Here is a 16,950-nt window from a genome sequence, read left to right as displayed (position 1 = left end):
ACCCCGTAATCTTGGCCCCGTGAAACTCAACGCCGAACCCGCCACGAGCGCCGCCGGTATCTCCCAGACCTGGCGCGACCTGCCCGCGGCGCAGCAGCCGGACTGGCCGGACCCCGCGGCTCTGCGCGACGTACTCGCCGAGCTGCGGTCGTATCCGCCGCTGGTCTTCGCCGGCGAGTGCGACCAGCTGCGCGACCAGCTGGGCGCCGTCGCCCGCGGCGAGGCGTTCCTGCTCCAGGGCGGTGACTGCGCGGAGGCGTTCGACGCGGTCTCGGCCGACAACATCAGGAACAAGCTCAAGACGCTGCTCCAGATGAGCGCCGTGCTCACGTACGCGGCGTCCGTCCCGGTGGTGAAGGTCGGCCGGATCGCCGGGCAGTACTCCAAGCCCCGCTCCAAGCCCACCGAGACCCGCGACGGCGTCACCCTGCCCGTCTACCGGGGCGACTCGGTCAACGGCTTCGAGTTCACCCCCGAGTCCCGCACGCCGGACCCGGAGCGGCTGAAGCGGATGTACCACGCCTCGGCGGCCACGCTGAACCTGGTGCGCGCCTTCACCACCGGCGGCTACGCCGACCTGCGCCAGGTGCACGCCTGGAACCAGGACTTCGTCCGCTCCTCGCCCTCCGGCCAGCGCTACGAGGCCCTGGCCCGCGAGATCGACCGGGCCATGAGCTTCATGCACGCCTGCGGCGTGGACCCGGAGGAGTTCAAGACCGTCGAGTTCTTCTCCTCGCACGAGGCGCTCGTCCTCGACTACGAGTCCTCCCTGACCCGCACCGACTCGCGCACCGGCGACCTGTACGACGTCTCCGGCCACATGGTCTGGATCGGCGAGCGCACCCGGCAGCTGGACCACGCGCACATCGAGTTCGCCTCGCGGGTCAGCAACCCCATCGGGGTGAAGCTGGGCCCGTCGACCACCCCGGAGGAGGCGCTGGCGCTGATCGACCGCCTGGACCCGGAGCGGATCCCGGGGCGGCTGACGTTCGTCAGCCGGATGGGCGCCGACAAGGTACGGGACCGGCTGCCCGCGCTGGTGGAGAAGGTCACGGCCGCCGGCGCCCAGGTGGCGTGGGTGTCCGACCCGATGCACGGCAACACCTTCGAGGCCGCGTCCGGCCACAAGACCCGCCGCTTCGACGACGTGCTCGACGAGGTCAAGGGCTTCTTCGAGGTCCACAAGGCGCTCGGCACCCACCCCGGCGGCATCCACGTGGAGCTGACCGGGGACGACGTGACCGAGTGCGTGGGCGGCGGGGACGAGATCTTCGTCGACGACCTGCACCAGCGCTACGAGACGGCGTGCGACCCGCGGCTCAACCGCAGCCAGTCGCTCGACCTGGCGTTCCTCGTCGCCGAGATGTACCGGGACCAGTGAGCGGGCCGGCCGCGGCGTAACGCAGGTCACGGCCGGACCGGTCTTTCACGGCACCCCCGGGGCCGGGTAAGGTTAGGGTTACCTAATCGTCCCGTCCCGGGGGTTCGCGTGTTCGTGTGCTCGTGCTTCGGCATCACCGAGGAGCAGGTGCGCGAGCACGCCTCGGCCGGGCGCTGCACGCCGCGCCAGATCGCTTCGGAGTGCAAGGCGGGCACGGACTGCGGCAACTGCGTCCGCCGGATCCAGGCGCTGCTCGGCCGCGGCGCGGGCTGCGCCCGCCGCGAGCTGCTGGCGGGGCAGCTGCCGGCGGACGGGAGCGAGAGCGCGGCGCCGCCCGCGGAGACCCCGGCCGCCGCGCCCGGCCCGGTCGTTCCTCCCGGCCCGGTGACCGCCCCGAGCCCGGTGGCGGCCCCGAGCCCGGTGGCGGCCGAGGCCGCCTGAGACCGGGCCCCGGCTACGCCTCCTCCGGCTGCTCGATCTGCTGCGCGAGGTACAGCGCCTCGCCCAGCTTCTCGATCAGGTCCAGCTGGGTGTCGAGGTAGTCGATGTGGTGCTCCTCGTCCGCCAGGATCGACTCGAAGATGTTCGCCGACGTGATGTCGCTCTTGGCGCGCATCAGCTCGGCCCCGCGGCGCAGCCGGTCGATGGCCTCCACCTCGATCTGCCGGTCGGCCTGGAACATCTCCGTGACCGTCTGCCCGACCCGGACGTGGAAGAGGCGCTGGTAGTTCGGCAGCCCGTCCAGCAGCAGAATGCGGTCCGTCAGGATCTCCGCGTGCTTCATCTCGTCGAACGACTCCGACCGCGTGTACGCCGCCAGCTTCGTCCAGCCGAAGTTCTCCTGCATCTTCGCGTGCAGGAAGTACTGGTTGATCGCGGTCAGCTCGGCGGTGAGCTGTTCGTTCAGGAATTCCAGCACCTCGGGGTCGCCCTGCATGACGGGGCTCCTCTCCGCGTGTGTTCGGGGGCGGGTCAGGGCGCATCCTCGCACCCCGGGGGCCGGGCGATCCAGTAAGTGCAGGCTTATCCCGGTTGCCCTCATCCACCCCCCCGGCGCCCCCGGTCATGACCATGCGCAAGCGTCTGTCACCATGGGTCCATGGGTCAGTCCGAGCGCCACCAGGAGGGCCTCCCTCCTGGCCAGCGGCTCCAGCGCGGCTGGCCCGTGACGCACTACGGCCCGGTGCCGCGGTTCAAGCCGGACCGCTGGGAGCTCCAGGTCTTCGGGGCCACCGCGGACGGCGGGAAGCGGTCCCTCACGCACGACGAGTTCACCGCCCTGCCGTACGCGACCGTCGTCGGCGACCTGCACTGCGTGACGAAGTTCAGCATGCTCGGCGCCGAGTGGGGCGGGGTCCGGGCCCGTACGCTCCTCGACCTCGCGCCGCCCGGGCCCGGGGTCACGCACGTGATGGTGTGGGCCGAGTACGGCTTCAGCTCCAACCTGCGCCTCGCCGACTTCGCCGACGGGCGGACGATCTTCGCCACCCACAAGGACGGCGAGCCGCTGACCGCCGAGCACGGCTTCCCGGTACGGCTCGTCGTGCCGCACCTCTATGCCTGGAAGGGCCCGAAGTGGGTGCGGGGCGTGGAGTACATGACGGCCGACCGCCGCGGCTTCTGGGAGGAGCGCGGCTACCACAACGTCGGCGACCCGTGGCGCGAGCAGCGCTACTCGTACCAGGAGGAGCCCGGCGACGGGCCCGACCTCTAGGGCCTGTCGTTCGGATCTTCGCCGGGCTCGCGACGCCTGGCACTGCACCTCGCGGCGTTGTCGTCGGTCGACGACGCTCCGCGTCGCCTCCCTCCTCCGCCTTGCGATGCACAGCACCATCCGCCGCTCCCTGATCCGACAAGATCCAAACGACAGGCCCTAGGCCGCCTCCGGGCCGCCGCGGGGCGGCGGCGCTCAGCCGCCGTCGAGTTCCCGGCGGAGGACCGCGGCGACGCGGGTGAGCGCCGTCCCGAGGTGGCGGCGCTGAGCGGCGCTCAGCGGGTCGAACACGAGCCGCTTGACCTGGGCGACGTGCCCGGGCGCGGCCTCGACGAGCTTCTGCCGGCCGGCGTCGGTGAGGGTGGCGAGGGTGTACCGCCCGTCGTCGGGGTCGGGGCGGCGGGTGATCCAGTCGCGGGCTTCGAAGCGGTCCATCAGCTTCGACATGCGGGGCTGGGTGCTGTCGCAGTCCCGGGCCAGGTCGCTGAGTCGCCTCGTGGCCTCGCCGGCCATGGACAGCCGGGCCAGCACCCCGTACTCGAAGTTGGAGATGCCCGCATCCCGCTGCAGCTGGCGGTCGAGGGTCGCCGGGAGCGCGATGACGACGGTGAGCAGCGCCTGCCACAGGTCCTGCTGCTCGTCGTCGAGCCAGGGTGAGGGGGTGTCCATGCGCCCCATCATACGTGTCCAGCCGCCCGTGATTACTTGCCTGGGAAAGTCATCACCGGGTAGGTTTCACTTGCCTGAGCAAGCGAAAAAGCTTGCCTAGGCAAGTCAAGGAGTGGGTTGCCGAGGCCCACCGCGACCCAGGAGGACGTGCCATGAAGACCATGCGTTTCCACGAGTTCGGCCGCAGCGAGGTGCTGTCCTACGAGGACGTCGACCGCCCGGTCCCCGGCGCCGGCGAGGTGCTGGTGCGGGTGGCGGCCACGTCCTTCAACCCGGTCGACGACCACATCCGCGCCGGTGCCCTGGCCGGGATGCTCCCGATCGCCCTCCCGTACGTCCCGGGGATCGACCTGGCGGGAACCGTCGCCGCGCTCGGCGCGGGCGTGACGGGCCCGGAGGCCGGCGACCGCGTCGTGGCCATGCTGCCCCTGGACACGGCCGGCGGCGCCGCCGAGTACGCCCTCGTCCCGGCCGGGTCCCTCGCGCCGGCGCCCCGGTCGACGGCGCTGGCCGACGCCGCGGCGCTGCCGCTGACCGGGCTGGCGGCGTGGCAGACGGCGTTCGAGCTGGCCGGGCTGAAGCCCGGCCGGACGGTCCTGGTCAACGGGGCCGGCGGCGCGGTGGGCAGCCTCGTGGTGCAGCTCGCCGTCGACGCGGGCGCGCACGTGACCGCGGTGGACACCGCGCAGCACGCCGACCGCCTGCGGGGCTACGGCGCGGACCGGGTCGTCGAGCCCCTCGACCTCGCCGCGGGCCCGGCCGCCGTGGGCGGTCCGTTCGAGGCCGTGGTGAACCATGTGCGCCTTCCCGGGGAGGACCTCGCGCGGCTGGCGGGGTACGTCGCCGACGGCGGCGTCGCCGCCAGCACGGCCGGCCCGATTCCCGAGGACCCCGCGCGCGGTGTGCGCAGCGCGAACCTGTGGGTCCGCAGCGACGGGGCCCAGCTGGCCGAGCTGGTCGCCAAGGTGGACGCCGGCGCGCTCCGGATCCACGTCGCCGACCGCCGCCCGGTGACCGAGCTGGCCGCCGTGCACGACGACGCCGGCGCCGGGCGGCTGCCCGGCAAGACGGTCGTGCTCGCGCCCTGACCACGCCCACCGGGCCGCCTCTGTGGCGTCCGGGCCGCCGACGGGCGGCCCGGACACCGCCGGCCTACCGCGCCGCGGGCTCCCGCAGCTCCTTCAGCAGCGCGATGTCCGCCGCCGCCTTCGGCCCCTCGGGCCCGCCGCCCGGGGTCTCGATGATCAGCGGCACACCCGCCGTCGCCGGGTGCCGCAGCAGCTCGCGGAACGGCTCGGCGCCGATCCGGCCCGCGCCGATGTTCTCGTGCCGGTCCAGCCGCGAGCCAGCCGCGGCCTTGGAGTCGTTCGCGTGCAGCAGCCGCAGCCGCCCCGGGCCCGCCACCTCCAGCAGCTCGTCGAGCAGCGCCTTCGCGCCGCCGTGGGCCGCCAGGTCGTGACCCGCGGCGAAGACGTGGCAGGTGTCGAGGCAGACGCCGAGCCGCGGGTGCCGGTCCAGCAGGTCCAGGTAGGCGCCCAGCTCGTCCAGCCGGGAGCAGAGCGAGAAGCCCTGCCCGGCGGTGGGCTCCAGCAGCAGCTCCGGCGCCGCGAGCCCGTCAGGGCCGTCCGGGCCGCAGGGGTCGTCGCCCAGCTCGTCGAGGAGCGGCAGCGTCAGCTCCCGTACCTGCGCGAGGGCGGTCTCGCGGGGCCGCCCGCCGGTCGCCGAGCCGGTGTGCACCACGACGCCGCGGGCGCCGATCGCCCGGCCGCGGCGCAGCGAGTGCCGCAGCGAGGCGACGGAGTGCGCGGCGGTCGCCTCGGTGTGCGAGCCGAGGTTGATCAGGTACGGGGCGTGCACGTACACCGGGACGTCGTCCTCGGCGCAGCGCCGCCGGAACTCCTCGTCCTGCGCCGGGTCGCCGGGCGGCGTCGCCCAGCCGCGGGCGTTGGCGACGAAGACCTGCACGGCCTCCGCGCCGATCCGGCGCGCGTACGCGAGGCCCTTCGCGGCCAGGCCGCCGGCGACCGGCACATGGCTGCCGACGGGGTTGCGGGCGCGGATCGTACGGGAGGTCACGTCACCGCACCCAGAGGGTGATCTCGCTTCCGCGCGGGGCCTCGTCGCCGCCGTCCACGGACTGCCGCCAGACGGTGTCGCCGAAGAAGATCTGGTTCACGTTCACGGAGAAACCGGCGTCCTCAAGCGTCTGCTCGGCGTCGTCGACGCTCATGTCGACCACGTCCGGGACCTCCAGCAGCTCCGGGCCCTTGGAGAGCGTCAGCGTGACCTTGTCGCCCTCGCCCAGCTCCGCGCCCGGCTCCGGCGAGGTCTCCGCGACCGTGCCGGCGTCCTCCTCCGAGTACACCGTCTCCTCGGCGACCTCGACGGTCAGGCCCTCCTCGCGCAGCTCGTCGGCGGCGTCGGTCCGGTCGTCGCCGATCACGTCCGGCACCTCGATCGGCGCGCCGCGGCTGACCACCATGGACACCGCCCGGCCGGCCTTGATCTTCTCGCCGTCCTCGGGGTCGGTGCTGATCACGCGCCCGGCGGGCAGCTCCTCGCTGAACGCCTCCTGCGTCACGCCCGGCTTCAGCCCGGCGTCGCGCAGCTCCTGTCTGGCCTCGTCGAGCGGGACCGCGTACAGCTCGGGGATCTCGACCATCCGGGGGCCCTTGGAGAGCACGAGGGTGACGGAGTCGCCCTGGCGTATGCGGTTGCCGCCCTCGGGGTCGGTCCGGATGACCCGGCCGGGCTTCACGGTGTCGCTGAAGTCCTCGGAGACGTCGGCGTCGAGGTCCTCGCCGGACAGCATGTCCCGGGCCTCGGCCTCGGTCTTGCCCAGCACGAAGGGGACCTTGGTGAACTGCCCGGAGTTGATGTACCAGACGCCCACGCCGACGCCCACCACGAGCACCGCCGCCAGCAGCGCCAGCAGCCCGTAGCGCGGCCGGGCGCGGCCCGGCCGCCCGTCCGGCGGCGGCGCGCCGGGCGGTCCCGGCGGCGGGGCGGCGGTGGCGTCCGCCGGTCCGGCGGCGGGGGTCTCCAGCACGCTCGTGACGTTCAGCCGGTCCGGCGCCGGCGCCGCGACGGCCACCACGGCCGTGCGGTCCTCGGAGCCGATCCGCTCCTCCGCGACGGCCTGCGGCGGCACCGCGTCCAGCTGCTCGTCGGTGAGCTGCGCGCGGGCGTCCCGTACGGCGGACAGCAGCTCCACGGCGTCCGCCGGGCGCTCCTCCGGGCCGCGCGCGGCGGCCGCGGCGACCAGCTCGTCCAGCTGCGCGGGCAGCCCCGGCACGGCGGCGGACGGCGGCTCGACATCTTCGTGGAGGTGCTGGTAGAGCACGTGCGCGGCGTGCTCGCCGGAGTGCGGCTTGGCGCCGGTGAGCATCTCGTAGAGCATCACGCCGCAGGCGTAGACGTCGACCCGCGGGTCGGCCGCGCCGCGCTCGATCTGCTCGGGCGCCAGGTACGACACGCTGCCGAGCACGGTGCCGGTGGACGCGGTGGTATTGCTGTTCACGGCGCGGACGAGGCCGAAGTCGGCGACCTTGACGCGGCCGTCGTCGCCGATGAGGACGTTCTCCGGCTTCATGTCGCGGTGGACGAAACCGGCCCGGTGCGCGGCGCCGAGCGCGGCGAGCACGGGCTCCAGGATGTCCAGCGTGGCGCGCGGCTGGAGGGCGCCGCGGTCGTTCAGCATGTCGCGCAGGGTGCAGCCGGGGACGTACTCCATGGCCAGGAAGACGTGCGGGCCGTCGGTGCCCTGGTCGTAGACGCCCACGACGTTCGGGTGGGCGAGCCCGGCGACCGACTTGGCCTCCAGGATGAACCGCTGGACGAAGGAGGCGTCGGCGGCGAGCGACGGGTGCATCACCTTGACGGCGAGCACCCGGTCGAGCCGGGTGTCCAGGGCCCGGTAGACCGTGGCCATGCCGCCCGCGGCGATGCGCGCGTCGATGCGGTAGCGCCCGTCGAGCAGCTGCCCGACCATGGGGTCTCCCCGCCCTCCCGGAGGCTGGGGGGACGGGTCCAGAGTCGTGTCCACGCAGCGCAGTCTACGAGGTGACGGACGCGTTCCCGTCACCGTTGTGCTGCAGTACGTTCCCGGGGGTGTGCCGGGGCCGGGTGCCGGTACGGGGCAGGGCAGTTCACGCGAACGCGGGCCGCTCGGGGTCCGGCTCGCGGGCCGCGTCCAGCCGCGCGATACCCGCCGCCGGCGACGACGCCCGCGCGAAGTGCCGGCGCGGGATGCGCCCCGCGCGCGCCGCGAGCCGGCCCGCCGCGATCGCGTGCCGCATCGCCGCCGCCATCAGCACCGGCTCCTGCGCCCGCGTCACCGCGGACGCCAGCATCACCGCGTCGCAGCCCAGCTCCATCGCCTGCGCGGCGTCCGAGGCGGTGCCGGCGCCGGCGTCGAGGACGACGGGCACCCCGGCGGCCTCGGTGATGAGCTGGAAGTTGTGCGGGTTGCGGATGCCGAGCCCGGAGCCGATGGGGGAGCCCAGCGGCATCACGGCGGCGCAGCCGGCGTCCTCCAGCTTCCGGGCGAGAACGGGGTCGTCGTTGGTGTACGGGAGCACGGTGAAGCCGTCGTCGACGAGCGTCTCGGCGGCGGCCAGCAGCTCGACCGGGTCCGGCAGCAGGGTGCGCTCGTCCGCGATGACCTCCAGCTTCACCCAGTCCGTGCCGAGCGCCTCGCGGGCCAGCCGGGCGGTGAGCACGGCCTCGCCCGCGGTGTAGCAGCCGGCGGTGTTCGGCAGCACGCGGATGCCGTGGCGGCGCAGCACGTCGAGCACGGAGCCGTGCACGCCGGGGTCGACGCGGCGCATCGCCACGGTGGTCAGCTCGGTGCCGGAGGCGAGCAGGGCGCGCTCCATGGCGTCCAGGCTGCTCGCGCCGCCGGTGCCCATGATGAGGCGGGAGGAGAAGCGGACGCCGGCGATGGTGAGGGGGTCGTCGGCGGCCGGGTCGGCGGCGGGGTCTGCGAGGGCGGGGGCGGTGCGGGTCACGGTGGGTCAGCCTCCCTGGACCGCGGTCAGGATCTCGACGCGGTCGCCGTCGCCGAGGGTGGTGGTGGGCCAGCTGCCGCGCGGTACGACGTCCTCGTTGACGGCGGCGGCGACGCCGCGGGGGGCGGCGGTGAGGGTGGCGACCAGGGCGTCGAGGGTGAGGCCCGCGGCGATGCGGCGGGCGGCGCCGTTGACGGTGACGGTGGCGTTGTCGGCGGCGGTGGTGTCGGCGGCGGTGGTGTCGGCGGTGGTGGTGTCGGCGGTGGTGGTGTCGTTGCTCATGCGTGCTGCCCTTCGTGCTGCTCGTGCCGGTGCCGGGCCGGGCGGCCGAACCGGGTCGCCGCGAACGGGCGGGTGGCGTCCGGGAGTTCGCCGCCCGTGAGCACGGCGGCGAGCGCGTCGCCGGTGACGGGGGCGAGGAGGATCCCGTTGCGGTAGTGGCCGGTGGCCAGGTGCAGCCCCGGCAGGGCGGTGGGGCCCAGCAGCGGCGCGTTGTCGGGGGAGCCGGGGCGCAGCCCGGCCCCGGTCTCCACCAGCGGCAGCTCGGTCAGCCCGGGCACCAGCTCGTGCGCGTCGCGCAGCAGCTCGTACACGCCGCCGGCGGTGACGGTGGTGTCCCAGCCCAGCTCCTCGCTGGTGGCGCCGACGACCAGCTCGCCGCTCTCCCGCGGCACCAGGTACACGCTGCTGCCGCGGACCACCGCGCGTACCGTACGGCCCAGGAACGGCGCTCCCGCGCCGGGCATCCGCAGCCGCAGCACCTGCCCCTTGACCGGCCGCACCGGCGGCCGTACCGCCTCCGGCACCCCCGCCAGGCCGCCGCTGCGGCTGCCGGCGGCCAGCACCGTCTGCCCGGCGGCGACGCGCGTGCCGTCCGCCAGCTCCGCGCCCGCCGCCCGCCCGGCGGCCGCGTCCCCGGCGTCCCCGCCGGCACCGGCGTCCCCGGCCAGCCGCAGCCGGGCCGCGAGGCTGCGGTGGAAGGTCACCCCGGCCCGTTCGCAGGCGGCGACCAGCGCCGCGGTCAGCAGCCGCGGGTCCGTCTGGTGGTCGCCGTCGACGCGCAGCCCGCCGCGCACCCCGGGGGCGAGCATCGGCTCCAGCCGGCGGCACTCGCTCCCGGTGAGCCACTCCGCCGCCAGCCCCAGCCGCTGCTGGAAGCCGTGCAGCTCGCGCAGCTGCGCGCGGTCGTCCGCGTCGAGCGCGACGCTGAGCGCGCCGCAGCGGCGGTAGCCGATGTCCCGGCCCGACGCCTCGGCCAGCTCGGCGGCGAACGACGGATAGCGCTCGGCGGCGGCCAGGTTGAGCGCGAGCAGCGCCTCCTCGCCGTAGTGCAGCTCGGTGACGGCGGCCAGCATCCCGGCCGCGACCTGCGCGGCGCCGCCGCCGGGGGCGGGGTCGGCGACGGCGGTGGCCAGCCCGCGGCGGGCCGCCTGCCAGGCGGTGACCAGGCCGATGACGCCGCCGCCGACGACGAGGACGTCGTACGTGGCGTCCGCCGTGCGCGGTGCGCCGGAGGCCGCCGGGGTCGTCGTCGGGGGTGTGTCGCGTGACTGCATGGGCGTTCGCCCCTCCCTTCGCCGGCATGACCCGGATCAGGTTCGTACGGTCGGGGGCCGCCAGCCCCCCTCTCAGCCCGGTGCGCCGGGCTCCCGCGAGTTGTTCCCGGCCACCCTAACTCCGTACGCCCGGCGGCTGTAGGGCCCGTCGTCCGGATCCTGCCGGAGCGGGGAGCCCGGCGACCCGGGCGGCCCGCCCCGCGGGGCCCCGCACGGGAGCGCCCGCGCGGGGCCCGAGGGGCGCGGCATAAGGTGATCGTGTGACCGACGCTGAACCCGCCGCCACCCCCGGCGCGCCCGCCTCCGATCCCGCCGGCGCGGCCGGCACCGTCGTCGTCGGCGCCGGCATGGCCGGCGTGCAGACCGCCGTGGCGCTGCGCGAGCAGGGCTACGAGGGCGCCGTCACCCTCGTCGGCGCCGAGCCGCACCGGCCGTACGACCGGCCGCCGCTGTCCAAGGCGGTGCTGCTGGGCAAGGCGGAGGGGTCGGCGTTCGAGGTGGACTTCGCGGAGCGCGGCATCGGGCTCCGGCTGGGGCTGCACGTCGACCGGCTGGACACCGCGCGGCGGCTGCTTCTGACGGACGCCGGGCCCGTTCCGTACGAGAACCTGGTCCTCGCCACCGGCGCGGTGCCCGTCCCGCTGCCCGGCGCGCCGGCCGGCGACACGCCCGGCGTGCACCTGCTGCGCACCCTCGACGACGCCGCCCGGCTGCGCGCGGCGCTCGTGCGGCGCGGCCGGATCCTGGTGGTCGGCGCCGGCTGGATCGGCGCGGAGCTGACCACCGCGGCGCGCGAGCAGGGCTGCGAGGTGACGGTCGTGGAGGCGGCCGGGCACCCGCTGGCGGCGGCGCTGCCGGCGGAGGTCGCGGCGCCGATGGCCGGGTGGTACGAGGAGAGCGGGGCCCGGCTGCTGACCGGGCGCCGGGTGGAGCGCGTCGGGAGCGGCGCGGGCGGGCCCGTGGCGGTGGTCCTCGACGACGGTACGGAGCTGACCGCCGACGCCGTCGTCGTCGGCATCGGCGCCCGCCCGGCCACGGACTGGCTCGCCGGCTCCGGCGTCGACCTCGGCGGCGACGGCGCGGTGCGGGCGGACGAGCGGCTGCGGACGAACGTGCCCGGCGTCTGGGCCGTCGGCGACTGCGCGTCGTTCCCGTCCGCGCGCTACGGCGAGCGGCTGCTCATCCACCACTGGGACAACGCCCTCCAGGGCCCGGCGACGGTCGCGGCGGACGTCGCCGGGGTGCCGGGCGCGCGGTACGACCCGGTGCCGTACTTCTGGTCCGAGCAGTTCGGCCGCTTCGTGCAGTACGTCGGCCACCACACGGACGACGACGAGCTGCTGTGGCGCGGCGACCCGCACGGGTCGTCGTGGTCGGTGTGCTGGCTGCGCGCCGGCCGGCTCATCGCGCTGCTCGCCGTCGGCCGCCCGCGCGACCTCACCCAGGGGCGCAAGCTGATCCACGCCTCCGCCGCGCTGGACCGCGAGCGCGCCGCGGACCCCGCCGTACCGCTGAAATCAGCCGCGCGGTAGCGCGCCGGGCGCCGCGCGCGCCGGGTCGGCGTCCGCGGGCTCCGGGGAGGATCTGCGGTGATATGCCTCCCTTTGGCGCTGCCCTGTACCGGCCGGCGGCCGGAGATGGCAGGCTGGGGGACGTGACCGAGATTGATGCGAAGATCGATGCTCTCGTCCCCTCCTGGCTCACCCTTCCCGACGTCGCGGAGAAGCTCGGCGTCGAGGTGACCCGCGTCCGGCAGCTGGTCAAGGAGGGCCAGCTGATCGCGGTGCGGCGCGGTGAGAACAACACCCTCCAGGTGCCCGCCGAGTTCATCGGCGAGGGGAAGGTCGTCAAGGGCCTCACCGGCACCCTGACGCTGCTCAAGGACGACGGCTTCAGCGACGAAGAGGCGCTGGAGTGGCTGTTCACCGCCGACCCCTCGCTGCCGGGGACCCCCGCGCAGGCGCTGCGCGAGAACCGCGGGACGGAGGTCAAGCGCAGGGCGCAGGCGCTGGCTGTGTAACCTCGCGGGGCCGGGCGCGCGCCCGGCCCCGCGACCGTACGAGGGGGAGTGCGCCATGACGGCCGGAACCGGCGCCCGCGCCGCGGACAACCGCGCGCGGCTCGGCGCCGCGCAGCTGTACCTCTGCACCGACGCCCGCACCCGCCAGGGCGACCTCCCCGAGTTCCTGGACGCGGTGCTGGCCGCCGGCGTGGACATCGTCCAGCTGCGGGAGAAGGGCCTGGAGGCGCGCGCGGAGCTGGCGCACCTGGAGGTCTTCGCCGACGCCTGCCGCCGGCACGGCCGGCTGCTCGCGGTCAACGACCGCGCCGACGTCGCGCACGCCGCCGGCGCCGACGTGCTGCACCTGGGCCAGGGCGACCTGCCGGTGCCCGCCGCCCGCGCGATCCTGGGCGACGCGCCCGGCGACGTGCTGATCGGCCGCTCCACGCACGCCGAGGCGGAGGCCCGCGCCGCGGCCGCGGAGCCCGGCGTCGACTACTTCTGCACCGGCCCGTGCTGGCCCACCCCCACCAAGGCCGGGCGGCCGGCGGCCGGTCTCGGCCTCGTCCGGTACGCCGCCGGCCTGGACACCGGGCGGCCGTGGTTCGCCATCGGCGGAATCGACCTCGGAAATCTCGACGAGGTGCTGGCGGCCGGGGCCCGGCGGGTCGTGGTCGTCCGCGCGATCACCGCCGCGGAGGACCCCGGAGCTGCGACGGGGGAGTTCGTACGGCGGCTGCGGGCCGCGCGGAACGGTGACGTCCGGTAGTCGCCGGGCGGGCCCCGGGCGCCGGGGGAGCCGCCCGTAATTCGGCAGACGGTCTTGGGCCCGGAGGTGACCGGCGGTTAACCTGCGGCGTATGGCCACCGGCATCGCTTCGACCAGGAATGATCGCGCGCTCACTGTCCGTGAGTTGCTCGCGTCCGGCAAGCAGTCGTTTTCGTTCGAGTTCGCCGCACCCAAGACCGACAAGGGGGAACGGACCCTCTGGAACGCCGTACGGCGTATCGAGGCCGTACAGCCGACCTTCGTCTCCGTGACGTACGGCGCCGGAGGGTCGTCCCGCGAGGGCACCGTCCGCGCCACCGAGCGCATCGCCACCGACACCACACTCACACCCGTGGCGCACCTCACCGCGGTCAACCACTCCATCGCCGAACTGCGCAACGTCATCGGCCAGTACGCGGGCGCGGGCATCCGCAACATGCTCGCCGTCCGCGGCGACCCCCCGGGCGACCCGATGGGGGAGTGGGTCGCGCACCCGCAGGGGGTGGCCTACGCCGCCGACCTGGTCCGGCTGATCAAGGAGTCGGGAGACTTCTGCGTCGGCGTCGCCGCCTTCCCCGAGAGGCACCCGCGCTCAAGCGACTGGGACACCGACATCCGGCACTTCGTCGACAAGTGCCGCGCGGGCGCGGACTACGCGATCACCCAGATGTTCTTCCACGTCGACGACTATCTGCGGCTGCGCGACCGGGTGGCCGCCGCCGGCTGCGCGACGCCGATCATCCCGGAGATCATGCCGGTCACCAACGCCCGGCAGATCCAGCGGTTCGCCGAGCTGAGCGGGGCCACCTTCCCGCCGGAGCTGGCGGACCGGGTTCTCGCGGTCGAGGACGACCGGGCCGCGGTACGCTCCATTGGCATCGAGTACGCCACGGACATGTGCGAGCGGCTGCTGTCCGAGGGCATCCCGGGACTGCACTTCATTACGCTGAACCACTCCACGGCGACGCTGGAGATCTACCAGAACCTCGGACTGCACCGGCGGTCCTGAGGGCAGGCACCACCAAGCGGGGGCGGAAGAGAGGCACTTTATGGGTGGCTTGGCCTGGTTGGCCCTCTATGCCGCGTTCGGCGTCATCGCGCTGTGGCTGCTCTGGGAAGTGCTGATGCAGTACAAGGCCCCGCTGCGCTGGCGCGCGCTGGCGTTCGTCGGCTTCCTCTGCGTGGTGCTCGGCGTTCTCATGCCGTCGGCCGTCGTGATCGGGGTGGGGGTGGTGATGTTCGCGATCGGGCAGACCAAGGTCACGTTCTCCTACCGCAGCGGCTACTCCGGCGGCTGGGTCATGAGCAAGCGCGGGGACCGCGAGGACTACGACGACCGGTACGAGGCGGCGGCGTACGACCACCGCCCGGCGGAGCCGCCGCCGCCCGACCGCCCCGGCGGCTACCCGGCGTACGAGCCGGAGCCCGCGCTGTCCGCGCCCGCGCCCGCCGCCGCGGCGGAGCAGACCGCGCAGTTCTCCGCCTTCGGCGCGGAGCAGCCGTACCCGACCGGCTACGACACGTACGGCGACGGCGCCGCCTACGACTCCGGCAGCTACGCCACTACCTCCGCCTACGACTCCGGCAGCTACGCGACCACCTCGGCCTACGACTCCGGCAGCTACGCCACCACCTCCGCCTACGACACCGGCACCCACGCCACCACCGGCGGCTACGAGGCCGGCGGCTACGCCACGAACGGCACCGGGATGAACGGCTACGGGCAGGACCAGCAGATATACCCGGACGCCGGCGGCTACGGCACGGAGCACCAGTACGCCGGATACGACACGTCCGCCGGCTACGCGGACCCCTACGGCGGCACGGAGTACGCCGCCCAGACCCCCTCCTACTACGACTCGCCCTCGTACGACACCGGCGCCGGATACCCGGGATACGACCAGCAGCGGTACGCGCAGTACGACGGCGGCTACGACACCGGCCAGCAGCCCGCGTACGGCCAGGAGACCTACGGCACCCAGGGCGACGGCGTCTGGATACCGCAGCAGCGCGACGCGGACCCGCTGGGCACCGAGGACCCGTACGCCCAGCAGCCGGGCTACCCCGGCTACGAGCAGCAGTACCGCTACTGACCCGCCCGCCGGGCCCCCTTCAGCGGGAGCCGCGGAAGTCCGCGCCCTCCGTGATCAGCCCGGCGACCAGCGCCCCCGACATCCCGGCGTGCGCCAGCCCGCCCCCGGGGTGCGCCCAGCCGCCCACCGCGTAGAGGCCCGGCACGGCGGTGGTGTTCGGCGGCGCCAGGTACGCGCCGCCGGCGCCGGCCAGCGCGGGCCCCGGCACCGCGCCGCCGGGGGCGCCCGTCTCGGCGGCGGTGTCCGCGGGCGTACGCACCTCGCGCCACAGCACCCGCTCCGCGAGCCCCGGCACCGCGCGGCCGGCCGCCGCCGCCATCCGGTCCGCGAACGCCTCCGCCGCCCGCTCCCCGCCCTCCGCCGCCCACGCCCCGGCCGGGACCACGGCGGTCAGCGTCACGGCCTCGTGGCCGTCGTCCGGGCGCTGGGCGGGGTCGTCGGGGCGCAGCACGGTGACGGTGGGGGCGGGCGGGGGCTCCTCGCCGTCGAAGATCCAGGCGAGTTCGCGCGCGGCGTCGGGGGAGTGCACGACGGTACGGTGCACGGCGTCCGGGTCCCGCCCGCCGCGCAGCGCCAGGCAGACGGTCATGCGCGCCGGCACGGCCCGCCCCGGCGCCTCACGCCCCCACGCGCGCGGGGCCAGCTCGGCCAGCCGGGCGCGCGGCACCCCCGCGATCACCACGTCGGCGTCCGCCCGCCCGCCGCCGGCCAGTTCGACGCCCGCCGCCCGGCCGTCGCCGCCCACCCGGACGGCGGCCACCTCCGCGCCGAACGCGAACGCGATCCCGCGCTCCAGACAGCGCTCGTACAGCGCGTCCGCCAGCGCCCGCACGCCCCCGCGCACGTACCACCCGCCGAACGTCTCCTGCACGTACGGCAGCATCGCCGCGCCCGCGGGCGCGTGGCGCGGGTCGAACCCGTACGCCAGCGCGTGCTGCGCGAACATCAGCCCCAGCGCGGGGTACGCGCCCAGCTCGCCCGCGCCGACGCCGGCCACCGTGGCGGGCGGCGCGGCCGGGCGCGGCCCCCGCAGCCGGCGCAGCAGCCCGCGCGCCGCGGGCGGCGCGGCGGCGGGGTACGGGTCCGCGGCCAGCGCGCCCCGGTCGGCGGGCAGGGGCTCCTCCAGCAGCGGGCGGCGGGCGGCCTCCCAGACCAGCCGGCCCCGGTCGAGCAGCGCCGTCCACGCCTCGCCCGCACCCGGCCCGGCGGCGGCGTCGAGAGCCCGCACGACGCCCGCGCGCGAGGCGTTCGGCAGGGTGGCGGCGGAGCCGTCGGGGAAGACGTGCCGCTCGGCCGGGTCCACCGGCACCAGGTCCACGCACTTCTCCAGCTTCCGCCGGCCGGTCTTGAGGAACAGGTCGCGGTAGACGGCGGGCAGGTACAGCACACCCGGGCCGGTGTCGAAGCCGAAGCCGTCGCGCTCCAGCCGCCGTACGCCGCCGCCGTGGGTGCCGGTGCGCTCGTAGACCGTCACCCGGTGGCCCGCGAGGGCCAGCCGGGCGGCGGCGGCCATGGCGCCCATGCCCGCCCCGATCACCGCGATCTCTGCCATGGCCCGGACCTTATCCGGCGCCGTACTCAGCTCTGAGTACGGGTACTCAGACGCGCGCTTGAGTACCCGAGCGGATAGGCCCCGACCTGCGTAAACGGCAAAGTGTGGGACGTGGGCCGGAGCAGTGGGGGCCACGGACCGCCGACACGGGGTGGCGGAACGGGGCCCGGGCCGGCCCGCGAGGGGGGAACGGGGGAATGGGGGG

General features: G+C 75.2%; 17 protein-coding genes and 1 riboswitch. Of the genes, 9 read left to right on the top strand and 8 right to left on the bottom strand.

All coding sequences use genetic code 11. The features are described 5' to 3' along the window. Positions 1 to 19: 19 nt before the first annotated feature. Complete coding sequence (locus ACHZ99_RS02420) at positions 20 to 1,381, top strand: class II 3-deoxy-7-phosphoheptulonate synthase (protein ID WP_420302613.1); 1,362 nt, start codon at positions 20 to 22, stop codon at positions 1,379 to 1,381. 108 nt (positions 1,382 to 1,489) lie between these two features. Further along, positions 1,490 to 1,822: a (2Fe-2S)-binding protein gene (locus tag ACHZ99_RS02415; protein ID WP_420302612.1), complete on the top strand. Its 333-nt coding sequence runs from the start codon at positions 1,490 to 1,492 to the stop codon at positions 1,820 to 1,822. A gap of 13 nt (positions 1,823 to 1,835) precedes the next feature. On the opposite strand, the gene bfr is transcribed toward ACHZ99_RS02415, so the two are convergent. Beyond that, positions 1,836 to 2,318 carry a bacterioferritin gene (bfr, locus tag ACHZ99_RS02410; RefSeq protein ID WP_420302611.1) on the bottom strand — a complete coding sequence of 161 codons (483 nt, stop codon included), beginning with the start codon at positions 2,316 to 2,318 and terminating at the stop codon, positions 1,836 to 1,838. A gap of 162 nt (positions 2,319 to 2,480) precedes the next feature. On the opposite strand from bfr, the gene ACHZ99_RS02405 reads away from it, so the two are divergent. Further along, positions 2,481 to 3,095, top strand: a complete 615-nt coding sequence (locus ACHZ99_RS02405) for a sulfite oxidase-like oxidoreductase (protein ID WP_420302610.1) — start codon at positions 2,481 to 2,483, stop codon at positions 3,093 to 3,095. A gap of 195 nt (positions 3,096 to 3,290) precedes the next feature. Here the strand turns inward: ACHZ99_RS02405 and ACHZ99_RS02400 are convergent, their stop codons facing one another. After that, positions 3,291 to 3,764 (bottom strand): MarR family winged helix-turn-helix transcriptional regulator, encoded by a 474-nt coding sequence (locus tag ACHZ99_RS02400; RefSeq protein WP_420302609.1) that lies wholly within the window; start codon positions 3,762 to 3,764, stop codon positions 3,291 to 3,293. A 152-nt stretch (positions 3,765 to 3,916) separates the two neighbouring features. On the opposite strand from ACHZ99_RS02400, the gene ACHZ99_RS02395 reads away from it, so the two are divergent. Next, positions 3,917 to 4,852: an NADP-dependent oxidoreductase gene (locus ACHZ99_RS02395; protein WP_420302608.1), complete on the top strand. Its 936-nt coding sequence runs from the start codon at positions 3,917 to 3,919 to the stop codon at positions 4,850 to 4,852. Positions 4,853 to 4,916: 64 nt separating this feature from the next. On the opposite strand, the gene ACHZ99_RS02390 is transcribed toward ACHZ99_RS02395, so the two are convergent. From ACHZ99_RS02390 to thiO, 5 genes are all read right to left on the bottom strand, one after another. Continuing rightward, positions 4,917 to 5,840 (bottom strand): deoxyribonuclease IV, encoded by a 924-nt coding sequence (locus ACHZ99_RS02390; RefSeq protein ID WP_420302607.1) that lies wholly within the window; start codon positions 5,838 to 5,840, stop codon positions 4,917 to 4,919. A gap of 1 nt (position 5,841) precedes the next feature. Then, complete coding sequence (gene pknB, locus ACHZ99_RS02385) at positions 5,842 to 7,755, bottom strand: Stk1 family PASTA domain-containing Ser/Thr kinase (RefSeq protein ID WP_420302606.1); 1,914 nt, start codon at positions 7,753 to 7,755, stop codon at positions 5,842 to 5,844. 157 nt (positions 7,756 to 7,912) lie between these two features. Further along, positions 7,913 to 8,773 carry a thiazole synthase gene (locus ACHZ99_RS02380; protein WP_420302605.1) on the bottom strand — a complete coding sequence of 287 codons (861 nt, stop codon included), beginning with the start codon at positions 8,771 to 8,773 and terminating at the stop codon, positions 7,913 to 7,915. Between the two features lie 6 nt (positions 8,774 to 8,779). Beyond that, positions 8,780 to 9,055: a sulfur carrier protein ThiS gene (thiS, locus tag ACHZ99_RS02375; RefSeq protein WP_420302604.1), complete on the bottom strand. Its 276-nt coding sequence runs from the start codon at positions 9,053 to 9,055 to the stop codon at positions 8,780 to 8,782. Next, positions 9,052 to 10,329: a glycine oxidase ThiO gene (gene thiO, locus ACHZ99_RS02370; RefSeq protein ID WP_420302603.1), complete on the bottom strand. Its 1,278-nt coding sequence runs from the start codon at positions 10,327 to 10,329 to the stop codon at positions 9,052 to 9,054. The genes thiS and thiO overlap by 4 nt, the downstream gene beginning before the upstream one ends. Beyond that, positions 10,326 to 10,436: riboswitch (TPP riboswitch) on the bottom strand. (Overlaps the previous gene by 4 nt.) Before the next feature lie 240 nt (positions 10,437 to 10,676). Here thiO and ACHZ99_RS02365 point away from each other — a divergent pair. The 5 genes from ACHZ99_RS02365 to ACHZ99_RS02345 all read left to right on the top strand — a co-directional run bounded on the left by ACHZ99_RS02365 (position 10,677) and on the right by ACHZ99_RS02345 (position 15,193). Then, entirely contained in the window at positions 10,677 to 11,861 is a 1,185-nt protein-coding gene (locus ACHZ99_RS02365; RefSeq protein WP_420303184.1) for an NAD(P)/FAD-dependent oxidoreductase, read from the top strand. A 122-nt stretch (positions 11,862 to 11,983) separates the two neighbouring features. Continuing rightward, the gene (locus ACHZ99_RS02360) at positions 11,984 to 12,349 is read left to right on the top strand and encodes an Rv2175c family DNA-binding protein (protein WP_420302602.1); all 366 of its coding nucleotides are present in this window, start codon (positions 11,984 to 11,986) and stop codon (positions 12,347 to 12,349) included. Between the two features lie 55 nt (positions 12,350 to 12,404). After that, positions 12,405 to 13,100, top strand: coding sequence for a thiamine phosphate synthase (thiE, locus tag ACHZ99_RS02355; RefSeq protein ID WP_420302601.1), 696 nt, complete (start codon positions 12,405 to 12,407; stop codon positions 13,098 to 13,100). Positions 13,101 to 13,191: 91 nt separating this feature from the next. Next, positions 13,192 to 14,109, top strand: coding sequence for a methylenetetrahydrofolate reductase [NAD(P)H] (metF, locus tag ACHZ99_RS02350; protein WP_420302600.1), 918 nt, complete (start codon positions 13,192 to 13,194; stop codon positions 14,107 to 14,109). A gap of 58 nt (positions 14,110 to 14,167) precedes the next feature. Continuing rightward, positions 14,168 to 15,193 carry a hypothetical protein gene (locus ACHZ99_RS02345; RefSeq protein WP_420302599.1) on the top strand — a complete coding sequence of 342 codons (1,026 nt, stop codon included), beginning with the start codon at positions 14,168 to 14,170 and terminating at the stop codon, positions 15,191 to 15,193. 19 nt (positions 15,194 to 15,212) lie between these two features. Here ACHZ99_RS02345 and ACHZ99_RS02340 read toward each other — a convergent pair whose 3' ends face one another. Further along, complete coding sequence (locus ACHZ99_RS02340; RefSeq protein ID WP_420302598.1) at positions 15,213 to 16,745, bottom strand: phytoene desaturase family protein; 1,533 nt, start codon at positions 16,743 to 16,745, stop codon at positions 15,213 to 15,215. Positions 16,746 to 16,950: the final 205 nt, after the last annotated feature.

The organism is Streptomyces sp. MAR4 CNX-425, assembly GCF_048656465.1.
Taxonomy (GTDB): domain Bacteria; phylum Actinomycetota; class Actinomycetes; order Streptomycetales; family Streptomycetaceae; genus Streptomyces.
Note: the sequence above shows the minus strand (reverse complement) of the source record. Positions and strands in the feature narration are given on the sequence as shown.